Here is a 15,716-nt window from a genome sequence, read left to right on the forward strand (position 1 = left end):
GCCGGGCTGCCGGAATCGGTCCGCCGATCATCGGTCGACGCCGAGGTGGACGCCGAGGTGGACGCCGAGACGGGATGAGCCGGGGCGGGTGAGGGCGGGCCGGGCCGCCGAAGCCCGAGGTGACCTTTCGTACAAGATCTTGACCTGTCTGCCGCGTGTCGAAGCCGCGCCGTGATCGTTTCTTCAGCCGTGACCCGCTGCCGCTGGTCTTGGCTGACGAACGGATCGGGAGGTCGTGCCGCGTGGTGACCGCATGGCAGTACGTCGCCGGGGCGGGCCTGGTGGGCGCCCTCTGTCCGCTGCACGGGCACGTGGCCGTCGCCGGGGACGGCCACGGGCGGGGCGCCCGGGTGGACGTGTGCGTACCGGGAGGGTCCGTGCACATCCGGCCGCCCGCCGGTGAACCCCCCGCCGTCCGACCGCCGTCCGTGCCGGCCGTCGTGCCGCCCGCCGTCCGGCCGCCCGTACGGGTGACCCTGCCCGGCGCCGGGCCGACCGCGCACCACCCGGGCCGGGCCCCGGGCCTCCCCGCCGCCCCCGAGCGCCCGCGCGCCGCCCCCGCGCTCCCCGCCGGGTCGCCGGCCGCCGTGGCCCGGCCGGGGGCGCCCGCCGCCGTCCCGCCCGCGGCCCCCGACGAACCCGCGGCCGCGCCCGTTCCGGTCCGGGCGAGGACGGCCACGGAGTTCACCAGTGCCTTCCGTACGCGCCCGTACCACCCCTCGGCGTCCGAACGCCGGGGCCCCGACGGCCTGTCCGCCATGATGCTCATGGTCGTCGTGGGAACCCCGGCCGTGCTCGCCGCCGCCGCGCTGCGCCCCCGCTCCAAGGGCCGCGGCTAGTGCTGTTGCCCCCCTTCCCACCGACCCCCGAACGGGAGATTCCTCGTGTCCGAATGGCTGGTCCTGGCCATCGCCATGGCGCTCGTCTGCGCCCTCGTCCTCACCATCACCACGATCCGGCACCGCCGGGTCGCCGCCGACGAGGACACCAGCGAGACCCCCGACGTCATCGAGTACATGACGATGATGGTCGGCGTGGTCTACGCGATCGTCCTGGGCCTGGCCATCGCGGGCGTCTGGGAGGCGCGCGGCACCGCCGAGGACAGCGTGCGCCGCGAGGCCCAGTCGCTGTACGAGGTGACCCAGCGCGCCGACGTCTACCCGGCCCCGGTCCGCGACCGGATCCGGGGCGAGGTGAACGCGTACGTCGCCCACACCGTCGCCGTGGACTGGCCGCTCCTGACCTCGGGCGAGGCCGCCTCCGCCGAGGGCGCGCGGCTGCTCGGCACGCTGCGCGGCGACGTCACCCACCAGAGCCCGACCACCGAACTCCAGGCACAGGCCTATCAGCCGCTGCTCGACCACATCGCGACCGCCGACGACGCCCGCCACTCGCGTCTGCAGAGCGACGAGTCCACGCTGCCGGGCGTCGTGTGGTTCGGTCTGCTGGTCGGTGGGGTGGTCACGGTCGGGCTGATCTTCACCCTCCAGATCCGCCGCTCCGGGCGGGAGTTGCTGCTGGCGGGACTGTTCAGCGCGCTGATCGTGATGCTGCTGTTCATGGTGTGGAGCTTCGACGCGCCCTACGGCCGAGACGGGACCGACTCCGCCGGGCCCTTCCAGGACCTCTTCCCCGCGCTGTCGGTGGCGGCTTCCCGCTAGGGCCTGTCGTCACAGTGGCGTCGTCGCCCGAAGGGCGGCCTCGCGGCGTCTGGTGCGTGCTCTCGGCGTGCCGGGCGGAAGCCCGCGTACTGGACGTACTTGGGCTTTCGCCCGGTGCGGCGAGAGTGCGTGCCAGGCGTCGCGAGGCGGACGACACTTTGACGACAGGCCCTAGTGCTGTGGCCGCAGGCCGTCTCGTCGGGCGCGTCCGGGGCCGGCCTACGGGCCGGTTCCGGACAGGGCGGCTTGCCGGAGCGTCGCCGCCACCACGGGGGAGTGCCGCAGCGCGTGGGAGATCCGTACGAGGTCACGGGCTCCTTCGGCGGTGATCAGCACCCGTTCGCCCTCGTCGCCGGCGCAGGCGCCCTCGTCGCCGACGTCGGCGCGTACGGCCGCCGCGACCATCGCGGCGTCGGCCACGGCGCGCGCCGTCACCTCGTCCTCCCCGCCCGCGCGGGCCCGTTCGTAGGCGAGGTCCCGGTGCCGCCGGTCGAAGCAGGGTCCCAGGCGCAGGAAACCGTCGTGGATGTCCGACTCGCGCTGGATCACCCGGATCTCGGCCGGTGACCACCAGGACATCCGCACGCCGGGGACGCCGGCGGGCGCGGCGCGCTGGACCTCGTGCCAGAGCGTGCCCAGGCGGCGGTACGTCGACCAGGCGTGCAGGCTGTCCGACACGCGCTGACAGAGCAGCGGTACCACGAACCCGACGGCGCTGATCAGCGCGCCCACGGCGGCGAGCGGCGGGGCCACGTAGGTGCTCAGGTCGTCGAGGTCGTGTCCGGTCCAGCGGGCCACGACCGCGGACATCTTGGCGGCGTCGTAGGTGAGGCTGAGCGCGTACCCGCACACGATGATGACCAGGCCGCTGCGCAGCCAGCCGTGCACCTGGAGGGACCAGCGCCAGCACATCGTCACCATGGTCATGGCGGCCACGAAGTGCGCCACCAGGTAGAGGGCGATCATCGCGTTGATGTACGGGGTGTTCGCGTAGTGGGTGTCGAAGTCCCGCAGCCGTTCCACGGGGGTGGAACCGAGGGCGAACAGGATCATGATGACGGCGACCACGAGGGCGTAGCCCGTGATCCACAGGCGGGAGACGCGCCGGATCTCCTGCGCCGGTCCGCCCCGCCAGTTGAGGAGGAGGACCAGGCAGGAAGCGCTGAAGGCCGTCATCAGGGAGTAGACCCAGGGGGCGGAGAAGTTGGTGATTCCCGTCCACCGGTTGACGGCCCCGATGGTGGGCGGGGCGGCGAAGGTGAAGACGGATCCGGCCAGGAGCAGCAGGAAGCAGACCGAGCGCAGCAGTGGGTCACGCCAGTTGGTCCGCAGTGCCGGCAGTTTGAAGACGAGGGAGATCGCCATCGCGACGGCCGGTATGTAGTAGTCCTGTCCGTTCAATGCTCGTTCCTGTGCCCCCGGTAGCCGAGGGAGGTCTCGATACGGCCCGCCAACTGGTCGCGCTGCGCGGGTGCGCGCTGGCCGGAGGACCCGGCCAGCCACGTCCGGCACCGGCTGCCGAGAAGGAGGCCGAAGGATTCCGCGTCGGTCTCCTCCTGGTCGTCGGCGCGGGTGCGCGCGGCGACCCGGCGAACCGTCTCGCCCAGGTCGGCTTCGTCGGTCAACATGCGGGCGGCGACGGCGGCTCCGTCGACGTGGTGACTGCAGTGCCCGGCCTTCATGTGCCACAGCTCGTGGCCGAGGATCACCAGTTGGTGGTCCGGCGCCGTGCGTTCCTCGATGACCACGAGATCGCGGTCGGCCATGTCGAGCCACAGACCGCTCGCCGTCCCCTGGGGGAACGGGACCATCCGGAACTGCACCGGGCGGCCGCGGTGTCTGCTCATGCCCTCGCAGAGGGCGGCGTAGAGGTCCACAGGTTCCACGGGGGTGGTCAGCTTGAGGCCGGCCACGAGTTCCCCGCACAACCGCCGCTGCTCTCTGCCTATGCTCACCGTTCTCCCCGTCGGCGCGGATCCGGATCAGGACTCAAGGATCAGATCCAGACTTTCGACTGGGTCATGATTCGTTCGGTTTGACGCTTTCCAGGAGCATGTCCAGCCATTCGGTCACTTTGTCCCGGTGCTTGTCGCTGGGCAGTTGGGCGGCGCGCCAGGCGATGCCCCGCACTCCGTGGTTCTGCAGGAGTCTTGCCAGCGGATCGCCCGTCGAAGCGGTTTCGGCCGGTACGTTTTGCCGTTCGCGTCCGGCGAAGTCCTGGAGCAACTGCTGTTCGGTCCGCTGGAGCGCGTCGGTCAGGGCATCGGCGTCGTGGGCGGTGAGGAAGCCCGCGTGTACCCCGAAGAAGCGCTGGATGGCGTCGCAGTGCTCCATGGTGGGCCGCCGGTCGCCGTTGATCAAGGCTCCCGCCTGCTGTCGGGACATGCCCGCGCCGTCCGCGATCTCCTGCTGAGTGTAGCGGCGGCCGTTGGGTTTCACGCGGGTGCGCCGCAGCAGGTCCAGTCGCTGGAGGAAGCGGGTCTGGAGATCGGGTTCGCCGGCGCGCCGGCCGTCGAGGAGGGTCTTGACCACGTCCGTGGGAACGCCGGAGGCGTCCGAGAGCTTGCGCAGGTCGAAGACCTGGTTCAGGTCGCGTCCCATTTTGCCCGCGAGTTCGGCTACCCGCGTGACGGTGGCTGCCAGAGACACGTTGGCCACCGCGACGGGAGCCGGGAAGCCGTCTGTCACCAGTGGTTCTCCTAGATCGCGCGAGGTCGGTACAGGCACGTGAGTCGGCCTCAGGGAATCTATCCGGTCTCTCGCGGCAGGGCCAGAACTTGCCACAGCTGTGGCGGGAATGAGCTGCCAAGAGGCTGGAATTGCCACAATAGTTGACACTCGAATGAAGTCGGTAGCAGGATCGCCACACGGAAATGAAGATCCAGACCGTGAGGAGGGGGAGCTCTCGGTGCTACATCTCGCAGCGGTGGGCCCGTCCGATGGCCTCGCCCGAGCCGGTGAGGAGCGCCTGGCGGACGATGAATCCGCCCGTGGCGCAGTGCGGTCGGAGCGACGCAAGGAGATTTTGCGCCGGCGCCGCGAAGAACTCGGATTGAGCCAGGAGGACATCGCCGCACGGCTGGGCATCAGCGTGCGCGCGTACGGAAACTGGGAACGCGGCCTGGTCAAGGAGTGGCCCGACCGGAAGCTGCTCGCCCTGGCCGAATCCCTGGAGATGAGCGAGCGGCAGTGCTTCTGGCTGTTCCGGGTCATGGTCGACCGGGACCCGCCCCCCACCTGGCGCGCGGCCGAGGAGAACCGGCTGCCCGAGGACCCCGCCCAACGCGACTACCTGTGCGACTACGCGGCCCTCATGGAGGCCGTGCCCTACCCGAGCTTCCTGGTGGACCACCGCTGGGACGTGGCCCTGACCAACTCCGCCTTCGACCGGCTCTTCCAGTCCGTGCGTCCGCACCCCACGGCCCTGCCGGACGACAACTTCCTGCGTTTCGTCCTGTTCCACCCGGACGCCGCCGCCGTGCTGGAGGACCACGAACCGGCCTGGTGCGTCCCGCTCCTGGCCCAGTTCGCCAACGCCCTGGCCGCCGCCCCCGACGACGAGGGGCTGTGCAGCATCCGCCAGGAGGTGGCCCGCGACCCGTTCATGGAGGCCGCCTACCGGTACGGCGTCCCCCACTGGCTGAGCACCCACGGGTCGGCCGCCGCCGAACTGGACGGGGCCGTACGGACCGTGCGCCACCCGGACCCCGGCTGGGGTCTGGTGCGCTGCCGGATGGTGGCCGAAACGAGCCGCATGCTGGAGGGGATGGGGCTGACCCGGATCACCCTCGTCCTGTCGGCGCCACAGGGACTGCCGACCGGCCCGATCCGCGGCGTGGCGACGTCCCCCTACCAGCAGGGGGCGCGCCTGCGCGCCGTGCCGTCCCCGCCGCGGTGATACCCGGCGGGGCGCCGGCGGGGGACACTGGGGTCCTTGATCGTGTGCCGCGTCCCGGATGCCGCGGATCGGGGACGCGCGGGACGCGCCTCCGCATTCGTGTCGCCGATCGTGGCGCTGGCGAAGGGCGGTAGAAGCGTGCGGCTGACCATCCTCGGCGGGGGCGGATTCCGCGTACCGCTCGTCCACGGAGCCCTGCTCGGCGACCACGCCGAGGGCCGGGTGACCCACGTGACCCTGTACGACGAGGATTCCGGCCGGCTCACCGCCATGGCGCGGGTGCTCGCGGACCAGGCCGCCGGAGTACCGGACGCGCCGAACGTCGTCACCACCACGGACCTCGACGAGGCCCTGCGAGGAGCCGACTTCGTCTTCTCGGCCCTTCGCGTCGGAGGCCTCGACGGCCGCGCCGTCGACGAGCGGATCGCCCTGGCCGAGGGAGTGCTGGGGCAGGAGACCGTGGGCGCGGGCGGGATCGCGTACGGCCTGCGGACCGTGCCGGTGGTACGCGAGATCGCGCGCAGGATCGCACGGATCGCCCCCGAGGCCTGGGTCATCAACTTCACCAATCCGGCCGGCCTGGTGACCGAGGCGATGGCCGAGGAACTCGGACACCGGGTGATCGGCATCTGCGACTCCCCGGTGGGGCTCGGCCGGCGCATCGCACGCCTGCTCGGGGCCCGACCCGAGGAGGCGTGGATCGACTACGTGGGCCTCAACCACCTGGGATGGGTCCGCGGGCTGCGCGTCGGCGGACGCGACGAACTGCCCCGCCTGCTGGCGGACGACGCGGCCCTGGAGTCCTTCGAGGAGGGCCGGCTCTTCGGCGCCGCATGGCTGCGCTCGCTCGGCGCGATCCCGAACGAGTACCTCCACTACTACTACTTCAACCGCGACACCGTACGCGCCTACCAGGAGGTCGAGCAGACCCGCGGGGCCTTCCTGCGCGACCGGCAACGCGGGTTCTACGCCGAGGCGGCCCTGCCCGGACGGCCCGCCGGCGCGGCACTCGCGGCCTGGGACCGCACCCGGGCCGAACGCGAGGCCACGTACATGGCCGAGAACCGCGAGGCCGCGGGCGTCGGCGACCGCGACGAGAGCGATCTGGAGTCCGGCGGCTACGAGAAGGTCGCTCTCGCGCTGATGCGGGCCATCGCCCGGGACGAACGCGCCACCCTGATCCTCAACGTCCGTAACGGCTCCACCCTGTCCGTGCTCGACGCCGAGGCGGTCATCGAGGTGCCCTGCCTGGTCGACGCCAACGGGGCCCACCCGGTGGGCGTCACCCCCCTGCCGCTGCACGCGGTGGGGCTGGTGACCTCGGTCAAGGCGGTGGAGCGGGAGGTCCTCGCCGCGGCGGCGAGCGGCTCGCGGGCGAGCGCCGTCAAGGCCTTCGCCCTGCACCCGCTCGTGGACTCGGTGGGCGTGGCCCGCCGCCTCCTCGACGGGTACGCGGCGGAGCACCCGGGGCTGGCCTACCTGCGCTGACGGGGCGCCGGGGGTGAGCCCGGCGGGTCGTACTCCGGCGGCTCGCACCGTGACGCGTCGAGGTCAGCCGTACGGCTCAGCGCCGCATGCGCCGTGCCGGGCGCGCTGTGAGAGTGCGAGATGTGACCACTGCCCCCGCCGTAGCCGCGGCGCCCCCCGTGCTCGACCGGCGGCAGCGCAACGTCGTCTTCGGCACGATCATGCTGGGCGTGCTGCTGGCCGCGCTCGACCAGACGATCGTGGGCACCGCCCTGCCCACGATCGTGGCCGACCTCGGCGGCGGCGACCACATGTCGTGGGTGGTCACCTCGTACCTGCTGCTGGAGACGGTCTCGACCGTACTGGTCGGCAAGTTCGGCGACCTCTTCGGCCGAAAACTGATCTTCCAGCTCTCCGCCGTCATCTTCATCACGGGTTCCTTCCTGTGCGGTCTCGCGAGCAACATGACCCTGCTGATCGTGTGGCGCGGCGTACAGGGCATCGGCGCCGGCGGCCTGATGGTCACGGCGATGGCGCTGATCGCCGACGTGGTCCCGCTGCGCGAGCGCGGAAAATACCAGGGCATGATCGGCGCCGTCTTCGGTGTCGCCACCGTCATCGGACCACTGCTCGGCGGCCTGTTCACCGACCAGCTGACCTGGCGCTGGTGCTTCTACGTCAACGTCCCCATCGCGATCCTCGTCGTCATCGCGGCCGCCCGCACCATCCCGTCGGTACGCGCCGAGGGCAAGCCCGTCATCGACTACCTGGGCATCGCCCTGATCGCCATCGGGGCGAGCGCGCTGATCCTGGCCACCAGTTGGGGCGGCAACGAGTACCCCTGGACCTCGGGCGTCATCATCGGCCTGTTCGCGGGCGGTCTCCTCGCACTGGCTCTCTTCTGCCTGGTCGAGACGCGGGCCGCGGAGCCGATGCTGCCGATGCGGCTCTTCCGCAACCCCGTCTTCGCGGTGTGCTCCGTGCTGAGCTTCGTCGTCGGGTTCGCGATGCTCGGCGCGATGACTTTCCTGCCGACGTACCTCCAGTACGTGGACGGGGACTCCGCCATGATCTCGGGCGTCCGCACCCTGCCCCTGGTCATCGGCCTGCTGATCGCCTCCGTCTTCAGCGGAAACACCGTCAGCAAGACCGGCCGCTACCGGATCTTCCCCATCGTGGGCTGCGCCGTCATGGCACTGGGCCTGTACCTGCTCTCACGGATGGAGCCGGGCACCGCCTCCTGGCTGGAATCGCTGTACATGTTCGTGCTCGGCACCGGCATCGGCCTGTCCATGCAGGTCCTGACGATCGCCGTGCAGAACACCGTCGACTACGCGGACCTCGGCACGGCCACCTCCGGCGTCACCTTCTTCCGCACGCTCGGAAGCGCGTTCGGCACCGCCGTCTTCGGCACCATCTACGCGAACACCCTGGGACCCGAGCTGGAGGCCGCGATCCCGGAGGCCGCGCGAGCCACGGGGGCGGACCCGGCGCAGGTGGCCGAGGCCGCGCAGAGCCCCGCGGGGGTGCACGGGCTGGACCCGGCGACGGCCGAGCCGATCATCGAGGCGTACGCGCACGCCCTGCACACGGTGTTCCTGTGGACCGTGCCCGTCGCGCTGTTCGGGTTCGTCGTCGCCCTCTTCCTCAAGCAGGTCCGGCTGCGCGACAGCGCCCGGGCGGGCTCGACCGACATGGGCGACGGCTTCGGCTCGCCGGCCACGGCCTCAGGGGACTCGGCGAAGCTGCTGGAGCTCGCCGTCGGCAAACTCGTACGGAACATGGGGGCGGACACGGCGCGCGGGATCGTCGACGCCTCGGACACCCGCCTGGACATCGCGGGGGTGTGGGCGGTGATGCAGGTGGACCTGCTGATCCGGACGGTCGGGTACGCGAGCCTCGGCCTGGTCGCGGCGCGGCGCTCGCTCCCGCCGGAAGTGCTGCTGCCGGTCTTCGAACGGATGGTGGACGAGGGGTACCTGACCCGGGAGAACGACTTCGTTTCGCTGACCCCGGCGGGGGAGCGGGAGGCGGGCGTCATCTCACGCGCCTGGGGCGACTGGCTCGGCGACCAACTGGAGAAGGACCGGGGCCGGCCGCGCAGCGCGGAACTGCGGGCGGCCGCGGACGCGATCGCCAAGCGGCTGCTGGCGGAGGACCTGGGCGACGGCAACTTCGCGCCGAGGCCGAGGCCGACCGCGGGGGCGGCGACCTGACCGAAGGGCCTGTCGCCGATCCGGGCGGGTGCTCCGTTGCCGAGCGGTCGGTGGGGTCGGGTGTCGCCTCGTCGTACGTCGCGTGGTTGTACGTCGCGTGGTCACGTCGCGTGGTTGTAGGTCGTGTGGTCACGTCGCGTGGTTGTAGGTCGTGTGGTTACGTCGCGTGGTCGTACGTCGCCTCGTCGTACGCTCGCCTACTCGTGCGTCGTGTAGTCGTACGTCGAGACGTCGGGCAGGTCATGTGCTTCGGGGAGGCAGGTGCGCAGGACCGTCACCGAGGGGACGTAGAGGTCCGTCGGGATCTCGGTGGGGGCGAACCAGGCCCATCGGGCGATCTTTTCGGGCTCGGTGACCGCCGGTGTGCCCTGGGCGGTGTGGGTGACGGCGGCCGCGGTCAGTCGCGTCACGCCGGCCGCGGAGTCGATGTGGACGGCCAGGACGTAGATGTCCTCGGGTTCCGCGAGCAGGCTCGTCTCCTCGGCGAGTTCCCGGGCCGCGGCCCGTTCGAAGCCCTCCCCGGGGTCCACCTTGCCGCCGGGCAGCTCCCAGCGGCCGTCGTGGGCCAGGCCGAGCAGGACCCGGCCGTCGGCGTCGATCACGACGAGGCCGACGCCCACGACGGCGTTCGGCCGGGGAGCGGCGCGTACCCAGGGCTCGGTGGCGGATGCTGCGGGGTCGGTGGGTCCGGTGGGTCCGGTGGGTCCGGTGGGTCCGGTCGGTCCGGTCGGTCCGGTGGATTCGGCGGGTGCGGGGGCCATGGCTCCATTTGCCGATTCGGCAAGAACGTTTGTCAAGCGGGGCGCGTCGGGGTGACGCTCGGGACCCGCAACGGACGGGCGCGAGTCCCGAGACGGGCGTGGCGGATGGACCGGATGTGATGGGTGTGATGGGTGCGATGAGTACGACGGATGCGGCTGGTACGACGGATGCGACTGGTGTGATGGATGCGATGAGTACGACGGGTGAGCTCGGTGTGGCGGACGACGCGGATGTCGCGGACATCGTGGTCGTGGGTGGCGGGGCCGCCGGGCTCGCCGGGGCGCTGACCCTGGCCAGGGCCCGGCGTTCGGTGCTGGTGCTCGACTCCGGCAGCCCGCGCAACGCCCCCGCCGCGCACCTGCACGGGTACCTCGGTCACGACGGCGCGAGCCCCGCCGAGCTGTTGGCCCTCGGGCGGGCGGAGGTGCTCGGGTACGGGGCTCGGATCCGGTCCGGGGCCGCCGGCACCGTCGTCGCCGCCGACCGCGTACCGGGCGGGGGATTCCTGGTCCGCTGCGGGGACGGCTCGGTCGTACGGGCGGGCCGGCTCCTGGTCGCGACCGGGCTGCTGGACGAGCTGCCGCCCCTGCCGGGGCTCCGGGACCGTTGGGGGCGGGACGTGCTGCACTGCCCGTACTGCCACGGCTGGGAAGTGCGCGACCTGCCCCTCGCGGTGCTGGCCACCGGGCCCCTCGCCGTGCACCAGGCGGGGCTCTGGCGCCAGTGGAGTGACCGGGTGACGCTGCTGACCCACACCTGGGCGCCGGGACCGGAGGAGCGCGAACTGCTCGCGGCCCGGGGGGTCGAGGTGGTCGAGGGCGAGGTGACGGGCCTGGACGTGGGTACGGACGATCGGCTCGCCGGAGTCGTGCTGGCGGATGGCCGGTCGGTGGCCTGTCGGGCGTTGGTGGTGGCCCCGAGGTTCACCGCCCGGTCCGGGGTGTTGACCGGCCTGGGGCTGCCGGTGGCCACGGTCGAGCGGGACGGCCGGGTGGTCGGCACCTGTGTGGACTCGGATCCGCAGACGGGGGCGACGGCGCTGCCCGGTGTGTGGGCGGCGGGCAACGTGACGGCCCCGATGGAGCAGGTGGCGGGCGCCGCCGCGCAAGGGGTTCGGGCGGCGGTCGCCATCAACACCGACCTGATCGAGGAGGAGACCCGCCGTGCGCTGCGCGCCGGGCGGGGGGACGCCGGCTGACCTTCGCCCCGGCCGCGAGGCCACGACCGTCCGGGGCGCCCGCGTGTTCCGCGCACACCTGTTCCGGTCGCCCGCGTGTTCCGCGTGCACCTGTCCCAGCCGTCCGCGTGTTCCGCGTGCACCTGTTCCGGTCGTCCGCGTGTTCCGCGCGCACCTGTTCCGGTCGTCCGCGTGATCGGGCGGTCTCATGGGGACATGTGTGCGGGTTTCGGACACCAGCCGGCCGTGCAGGCTCTGATCCGTGTGATCGTCGTACGGTTCCTTGGCTCAGGGGGGCGCAATGGCACATGTCCTGATCATCGGCGGAGGCATCGGAGGGCAGTCGACCGCGCTGCTCGCCGCCCGGCGCGGCCACACCGTGGAACTCTTCGAACGGGACACCCGTGCCCCCGGTACCGCGCTCGACCGCGACTTCTTCGGCTGGCACCGCCCGGCCGTGCCCCAGGCCACCCAACCGCACGCGCTGCTCGGCGCCGCACGGAACGTACTGCGCCTCGAACTGCCCGACGTCCACGCTGAGATGCTGCGCCTCGGGGCCCGAGAACGACACGAGCTCGACTGGTTCGACGCCCGCCCGCCCACGCGCCCCGGCGACGAGGACCTCGTCATGCTCCAGGCCCGGCGCATCGTCCTGGAGAGCGCGCTGGCCACCGCCGTGCGCGCCGAGACCGGGGTGGTCGCACGTCACGGAGAGCCGGCCATCGGGCTGACCACGGTGGCCGGGCCCGAAGGGATCCGGGTCACGGGGGTGACCGTGCCGACCGGGAGGTTCTCCGGGGATCTCGTGGTCGACGCCGGCGGGCGGCGGGGCGGCGTCGAACGCCTCCTGGCCGAGGCGGGCTGCCGCCCCGTCCCCGTGGAACGGCACCGTACGGGGTTGGCGTACTTCTGCCGCTGGTACCGGTTGCCCGACGGCATGGACGAAGGCCCGCGCCGCCCCTGGGCGGTCACCGGCGGCGCGTTCGCCGGGTGCGCCGTCTTCCCCGCCGACAACAGGGTCTTCGCCGTCACGCTGTTCGTGCACACGGGGGACCCCACGCGCGCCGCGCTGCGCGATCCCGAGGTGTTCGAGGCCGCCGCGCGCGCCTTCCCGCCCGGCGCCGCGTGGCTGGGCCTGGGCGGCGAACCGCTGTCCGACGTCCTGGCCGCCGCGAGCCTGGACAACCGCTGGTCCGCGCCGGCCGACGAGCAGGGGCCGGTGGTGAGCGGGCTGGTACCCGTCGGGGACGCCCTCACCCACACCAACCCGACTCTGGGGCAGGGGACTTCGCTCGCCCTGTGGGCCGCGAGCCGGGTGGCGCGTACGGCGCACCAGGACCCGGGATCGTACCGGTTCGCCGCCGACTACCACGCCTGGGCGGTTCGGACGCTGAAGCCGTGGTTCGACTTCCAGGTATTGGCCGACGCGGCCATCGGCGAGCGGTTCGCGACCAGGGCGGGTCGTACGGGGACGGCGCGCGAGGTGGCCGCGCTGTTCGACTGCGCGCTGGAGGACCCGGAGGTGATGCGGGCCCGGGCCCGCGTGCGTCACCTGGCCGATCCGCCGGAACGGGCCTACGCGGACCCCGAGATCAGGGCACGGGTGGCGCGCTGGCTGGCGGAACGGCCGGACTACGCGCCGAACGAGGTCGGGCCGGATCGCGCCGCATGGGAGAGGCTGACGGCGGGGTGAGGGCGGGGTCGGGAAGGACGGAGCGGCGTCAGTCTCCGGTGCCAGTGCCAGTGCCAGTGCCGGTCCCGCTCCCCGCAGGAGGTGTTCCGGTTCCAAGCACCTCGGCGAGGTCGTAGCGCACGACCTCCTCCAACTGGGCGTACGTACAGCTCTGCGGGGTCCGGTCGGGCCGCCAGCGGCGGAACTGCGCGGTGTGCCGGAACCGATCCCCCTCCATGTGGTCGTACTTCACCTCGCAGACGCGCTCCGGGCGCAGCGGCACCCAGGACAGGTCCTTCTTGCCGGTCCACCGGCTCTGCGCGCCGGGCAACCGGGCGCTCTCGTGCGCGGACTCCTCGGCCCACGCCGCCCAGGGGTGGCTTTCGGGGTCCGGCATGCGCAGCGGTTCGAGTTCGTCGATGAGCTCGGCGCGGCGCTTCATGGGGAAGGCGGCGCACACGCCGACGTGTTGGAGGGCGCCGTGGCCGTCGTACAGGCCCAGGAGCAGCGATCCGACAATCGGACCGCTCTTGTGGAAACGGAAACCCGCGAGGACGACGTCGGCCGTACGCTCGTGCTTGATCTTGAACATGAGGCGGGCGTCCGGCCGGTAGGGGAGATCGAGGGGTTTGGCGATCACCCCGTCGAGCCCGGCGCCCTCGAACAGCTCGAACCACTCCCGCGCCTGCGCGAGGTCGGTGGTCGCGGGCGCGAGGTGGACGGGGGGCCGAGCGGTGGAAAGGACGTGGGCGAGGGTCTCACGGCGTTCGGAGAGCGGGGTGTCCAGGAGGGCCCGGTCGTCGAGCGCGAGCAGATCGAAGGCGACGAAACCGGCCGGGGTGGTTTCCGCGAGCAGTTTCACGCGGGACGCGGCCGGATGGATCCGCTCGGTCAGCCGGTCGAAGTCGAGCCGCGCATCGTGGATGATCACGATCTCGCCGTCCACGACGCAGCGCTCCGGCAGATTCTCCCTGAGAGCCGTCACCAGCTCGGGGAAATACCTGGTCAGGCTCTTCCCGGTGCGGCTGCCGATCTCGACCTCGTCACCGTCGCGGTGCACGATGGCCCGGAAACCGTCCCACTTGGCCTCGTACTGCATGCCGGGCGGGATCTTGGCAACGGACTTGGCGAGCATCGGTTTCACAGGGGGCATCACCGGCAGATCCATGTCTTCGATTCTGCGGTGGTACGTCCGGACCCGCCCGGTATGCGCACCCGGCCGGGCCCGCCTAACGTGGCGCACATGGGTGCTGCGGGCAATGCCATCGAGCTGGAAGCGGGAGGGCGGACGGTCCGGCTGTCCAGCCCCGACAAGGTCTACTTTCCGGAGCGCGGCCTCACCAAGCGGGACGTCGCCGAGTACTACCTCGCCGTCGCCCCCGGGATCACTCGCGCGCTGCGCGACCGCCCCACCACCTTGGAGCGGTTTCCGGACGGGGTGGAGGGTGAGTCCTTCTTCCAGAAACGGGCCCCGAAGAACCTGCCCGACTGGATCCCGACGGCCCACATCGCCTTCCCCAGCGGCCGTACGGCCGACGAGATCTGCCCGACCGAGCCGGCCGCCGTCCTGTGGGCCGCCAATCTGGGCTGCCTCACCTTCCACCCCTGGCCGGTGCGCCGCGAGGACACCGACCGGCCGGACGAACTGCGCATCGACCTGGACCCACAACCGGGCACCGACTATCACCACGCGGTCGCCGCCGCCCACGAGTTGCGCGCGCTGCTGGAGGAACTGGGGCTGCGGGGCTGGCCCAAGACCTCGGGCGGGCGCGGGCTGCACGTCTTCGTACCGATCGCCCCGCGCTGGACGTTCACGGAGGTCCGACGCTGCGCCATCGCGCTCGGACGGGAACTGGAGCGACGGATGCCGGGCAAGGTCACCACGGCCTGGTGGAAGGAGGAACGCGGCGAGCGGATCTTCGTCGACTACAACCAGACCGCCCGTGACCGGACCATCGCCTCCGCCTACTCCGTCCGCCCGCGCCCGCACGCCCCGGTCTCGGCCCCGCTGCGCTGGGACGAGGTGGACGACGCGGAGCCGCGCGACTTCGACATCGTCACCATGCCGGCGCGCTTCGCCGAACTCGGAGACCTGCACGCCGACATGGACGAGCACGCCTTCGTACTGGACGCCGTGCTCGAACTCGCGGACCGGCAGGAACACGAGCACGGGATGGGAGACATGCCCTACCCGCCCGACTACCCGAAGATGCCGGGCGAGCCCAAGCGCGTCCAGCCCAGCCGGGCCAAGCACGAGGACTGACCGCTCGGCCCCGTGCCGCCGGATACGGTACGAGGATGACCGGCACCACGGGGCGTACCCTGCTCTTCCTCGACGTCGACGGTCCACTCATCCCGTTCGGCGGCACCGGATACCGCGAGGCTCCCGTACCGCGGGGGAACGAAGGCGACCCCGGAGGCAACCCCCTCCTGGCCAGGCTCGACCCCGGACACGGGGCGCGGCTCACGGCGCTGAGGTGCGACCTGGTGTGGGCGACGACGTGGATGGGCGAAGCGAACGAGTACGTCGCGCCACGCATCGGTCTTCCGGAACTGCCCGTCGTGGCCTGGCCGGATACGACCGAGGAGGACGAGCGGGCCGGGATCCACTGGAAGACCCGCACCCTGGTGGAATGGGCGAGCGGACGCCCCTTCCTCTGGGTCGACGACGAGATCACCCCCGCGGACCGGGCGTGGGTGGCCGCACACCACCCGGCTCCCACCCTGCTGCACCGTGTCGACCCCCGTACGGGGCTGACCGACCGGGACTTCGCCACGCTGGCGCGATGGGTGCGCGACCACCCGTAGATCATGCATGATGCACCGGTGTTGATCAGGCGTTGATCGGACGTCCATCGGTGGC

Annotated in this window: 14 protein-coding genes; 9 read left to right on the forward strand and 5 right to left on the reverse strand. The window is 72.0% G+C overall.

Annotated features, from left to right (window positions below; translation table 11 throughout):
* The first annotated feature begins 242 nt into the window (after nucleotides 1-242).
* The gene (locus tag ACFYW3_RS02620; RefSeq protein WP_389385306.1) at nucleotides 243-839 is read left to right on the forward strand and encodes a hypothetical protein; all 597 of its coding nucleotides are present in this window, start codon (nucleotides 243-245) and stop codon (nucleotides 837-839) included.
* A gap of 45 nt (nucleotides 840-884) precedes the next feature.
* A complete protein-coding gene (locus ACFYW3_RS02625; RefSeq protein ID WP_351763848.1) occupies nucleotides 885-1,661 on the forward strand; it encodes a hypothetical protein in 777 nt (258 codons plus the stop codon).
* Between the two features lie 219 nt (nucleotides 1,662-1,880).
* Here the strand turns inward: ACFYW3_RS02625 and ACFYW3_RS02630 are convergent, their stop codons facing one another.
* The 3 genes from ACFYW3_RS02630 to ACFYW3_RS02640 all read right to left on the reverse strand — a co-directional run bounded on the left by ACFYW3_RS02630 (nucleotide 1,881) and on the right by ACFYW3_RS02640 (nucleotide 4,349).
* The gene (locus ACFYW3_RS02630) at nucleotides 1,881-3,062 is read right to left on the reverse strand and encodes an MAB_1171c family putative transporter (protein WP_351751417.1); all 1,182 of its coding nucleotides are present in this window, start codon (nucleotides 3,060-3,062) and stop codon (nucleotides 1,881-1,883) included.
* Nucleotides 3,059-3,616: a toxin-antitoxin system, toxin component gene (locus ACFYW3_RS02635; protein WP_389385307.1), complete on the reverse strand. Its 558-nt coding sequence runs from the start codon at nucleotides 3,614-3,616 to the stop codon at nucleotides 3,059-3,061. The genes ACFYW3_RS02630 and ACFYW3_RS02635 overlap by 4 nt, the downstream gene beginning before the upstream one ends.
* A gap of 64 nt (nucleotides 3,617-3,680) precedes the next feature.
* A complete protein-coding gene (locus tag ACFYW3_RS02640; RefSeq protein WP_351751415.1) occupies nucleotides 3,681-4,349 on the reverse strand; it encodes a helix-turn-helix transcriptional regulator in 669 nt (222 codons plus the stop codon).
* Nucleotides 4,350-4,503: 154 nt separating this feature from the next.
* Here ACFYW3_RS02640 and ACFYW3_RS02645 point away from each other — a divergent pair, with 154 nt between their 5' ends.
* The 3 genes from ACFYW3_RS02645 to ACFYW3_RS02655 all read left to right on the forward strand — a co-directional run bounded on the left by ACFYW3_RS02645 (nucleotide 4,504) and on the right by ACFYW3_RS02655 (nucleotide 9,242).
* Nucleotides 4,504-5,559, forward strand: coding sequence for a helix-turn-helix domain-containing protein (locus ACFYW3_RS02645; protein WP_389385308.1), 1,056 nt, complete (start codon nucleotides 4,504-4,506; stop codon nucleotides 5,557-5,559).
* Nucleotides 5,560-5,697: 138 nt separating this feature from the next.
* Nucleotides 5,698-7,047, forward strand: coding sequence for a 6-phospho-beta-glucosidase (locus tag ACFYW3_RS02650; RefSeq protein WP_389385309.1), 1,350 nt, complete (start codon nucleotides 5,698-5,700; stop codon nucleotides 7,045-7,047).
* A gap of 86 nt (nucleotides 7,048-7,133) precedes the next feature.
* Nucleotides 7,134-9,242, forward strand: coding sequence for an MDR family MFS transporter (locus ACFYW3_RS02655; RefSeq protein WP_389385310.1), 2,109 nt, complete (start codon nucleotides 7,134-7,136; stop codon nucleotides 9,240-9,242).
* Between the two features lie 197 nt (nucleotides 9,243-9,439).
* Here the strand turns inward: ACFYW3_RS02655 and ACFYW3_RS02660 are convergent, their stop codons facing one another.
* Nucleotides 9,440-10,003, reverse strand: coding sequence for an NUDIX hydrolase (locus ACFYW3_RS02660; RefSeq protein WP_389385311.1), 564 nt, complete (start codon nucleotides 10,001-10,003; stop codon nucleotides 9,440-9,442).
* Nucleotides 10,004-10,194: 191 nt separating this feature from the next.
* On the opposite strand from ACFYW3_RS02660, the gene ACFYW3_RS02665 reads away from it, so the two are divergent.
* Nucleotides 10,195-11,202 carry an NAD(P)/FAD-dependent oxidoreductase gene (locus tag ACFYW3_RS02665; protein WP_351751409.1) on the forward strand — a complete coding sequence of 336 codons (1,008 nt, stop codon included), beginning with the start codon at nucleotides 10,195-10,197 and terminating at the stop codon, nucleotides 11,200-11,202.
* 280 nt (nucleotides 11,203-11,482) lie between these two features.
* On the forward strand, nucleotides 11,483-12,874 hold the full coding sequence (locus ACFYW3_RS02670; RefSeq protein WP_389385312.1) for an NAD(P)/FAD-dependent oxidoreductase: 1,392 nt from the start codon (nucleotides 11,483-11,485) through the stop codon (nucleotides 12,872-12,874).
* 28 nt (nucleotides 12,875-12,902) lie between these two features.
* On the opposite strand, the gene ACFYW3_RS02675 is transcribed toward ACFYW3_RS02670, so the two are convergent.
* Nucleotides 12,903-14,021 (reverse strand): ATP-dependent DNA ligase, encoded by a 1,119-nt coding sequence (locus ACFYW3_RS02675; protein ID WP_389385313.1) that lies wholly within the window; start codon nucleotides 14,019-14,021, stop codon nucleotides 12,903-12,905.
* A 75-nt stretch (nucleotides 14,022-14,096) separates the two neighbouring features.
* Here ACFYW3_RS02675 and ligD point away from each other — a divergent pair, with 75 nt between their 5' ends.
* Together ligD and ACFYW3_RS02685 are read left to right on the forward strand one after the other, a co-directional pair.
* Entirely contained in the window at nucleotides 14,097-15,116 is a 1,020-nt protein-coding gene (ligD, locus tag ACFYW3_RS02680) for a non-homologous end-joining DNA ligase (RefSeq protein ID WP_351751406.1), read from the forward strand.
* A gap of 35 nt (nucleotides 15,117-15,151) precedes the next feature.
* Nucleotides 15,152-15,661: an HAD domain-containing protein gene (locus ACFYW3_RS02685; protein WP_389385314.1), complete on the forward strand. Its 510-nt coding sequence runs from the start codon at nucleotides 15,152-15,154 to the stop codon at nucleotides 15,659-15,661.
* Nucleotides 15,662-15,716 lie beyond the last annotated feature (55 nt).

It is taken from the genome of Streptomyces sp. NPDC002602, from assembly GCF_042889445.1.
In the GTDB taxonomy this organism is placed as follows: domain Bacteria; phylum Actinomycetota; class Actinomycetes; order Streptomycetales; family Streptomycetaceae; genus Streptomyces.

Bases quoted from the DNA above. Each gene is read 5' to 3' on its own strand.
- ACFYW3_RS02675 (WP_389385313.1), bottom strand. From the start codon at position 14,021: ATGGATCTGCCGGTGATGCCCCCTGTGAAACCGATGCTCGCCAAGTCC.
- ACFYW3_RS02665 (WP_351751409.1), top strand. From the start codon at position 10,195: ATGAGTACGACGGGTGAGCTCGGTGTGGCGGACGACGCGGATGTCGCG.
- ACFYW3_RS02655 (WP_389385310.1), top strand. From the start codon at position 7,134: ATGCGCCGTGCCGGGCGCGCTGTGAGAGTGCGAGATGTGACCACTGCC.
- ACFYW3_RS02670 (WP_389385312.1), top strand. From the start codon at position 11,483: ATGGCACATGTCCTGATCATCGGCGGAGGCATCGGAGGGCAGTCGACC.
- ACFYW3_RS02645 (WP_389385308.1), top strand. From the start codon at position 4,504: ATGAAGTCGGTAGCAGGATCGCCACACGGAAATGAAGATCCAGACCGT.
- ligD (WP_351751406.1), top strand. From the start codon at position 14,097: ATGGGTGCTGCGGGCAATGCCATCGAGCTGGAAGCGGGAGGGCGGACG.
- ACFYW3_RS02660 (WP_389385311.1), bottom strand. From the start codon at position 10,003: ATGGCCCCCGCACCCGCCGAATCCACCGGACCGACCGGACCGACCGGA.
- ACFYW3_RS02685 (WP_389385314.1), top strand. From the start codon at position 15,152: ATGACCGGCACCACGGGGCGTACCCTGCTCTTCCTCGACGTCGACGGT.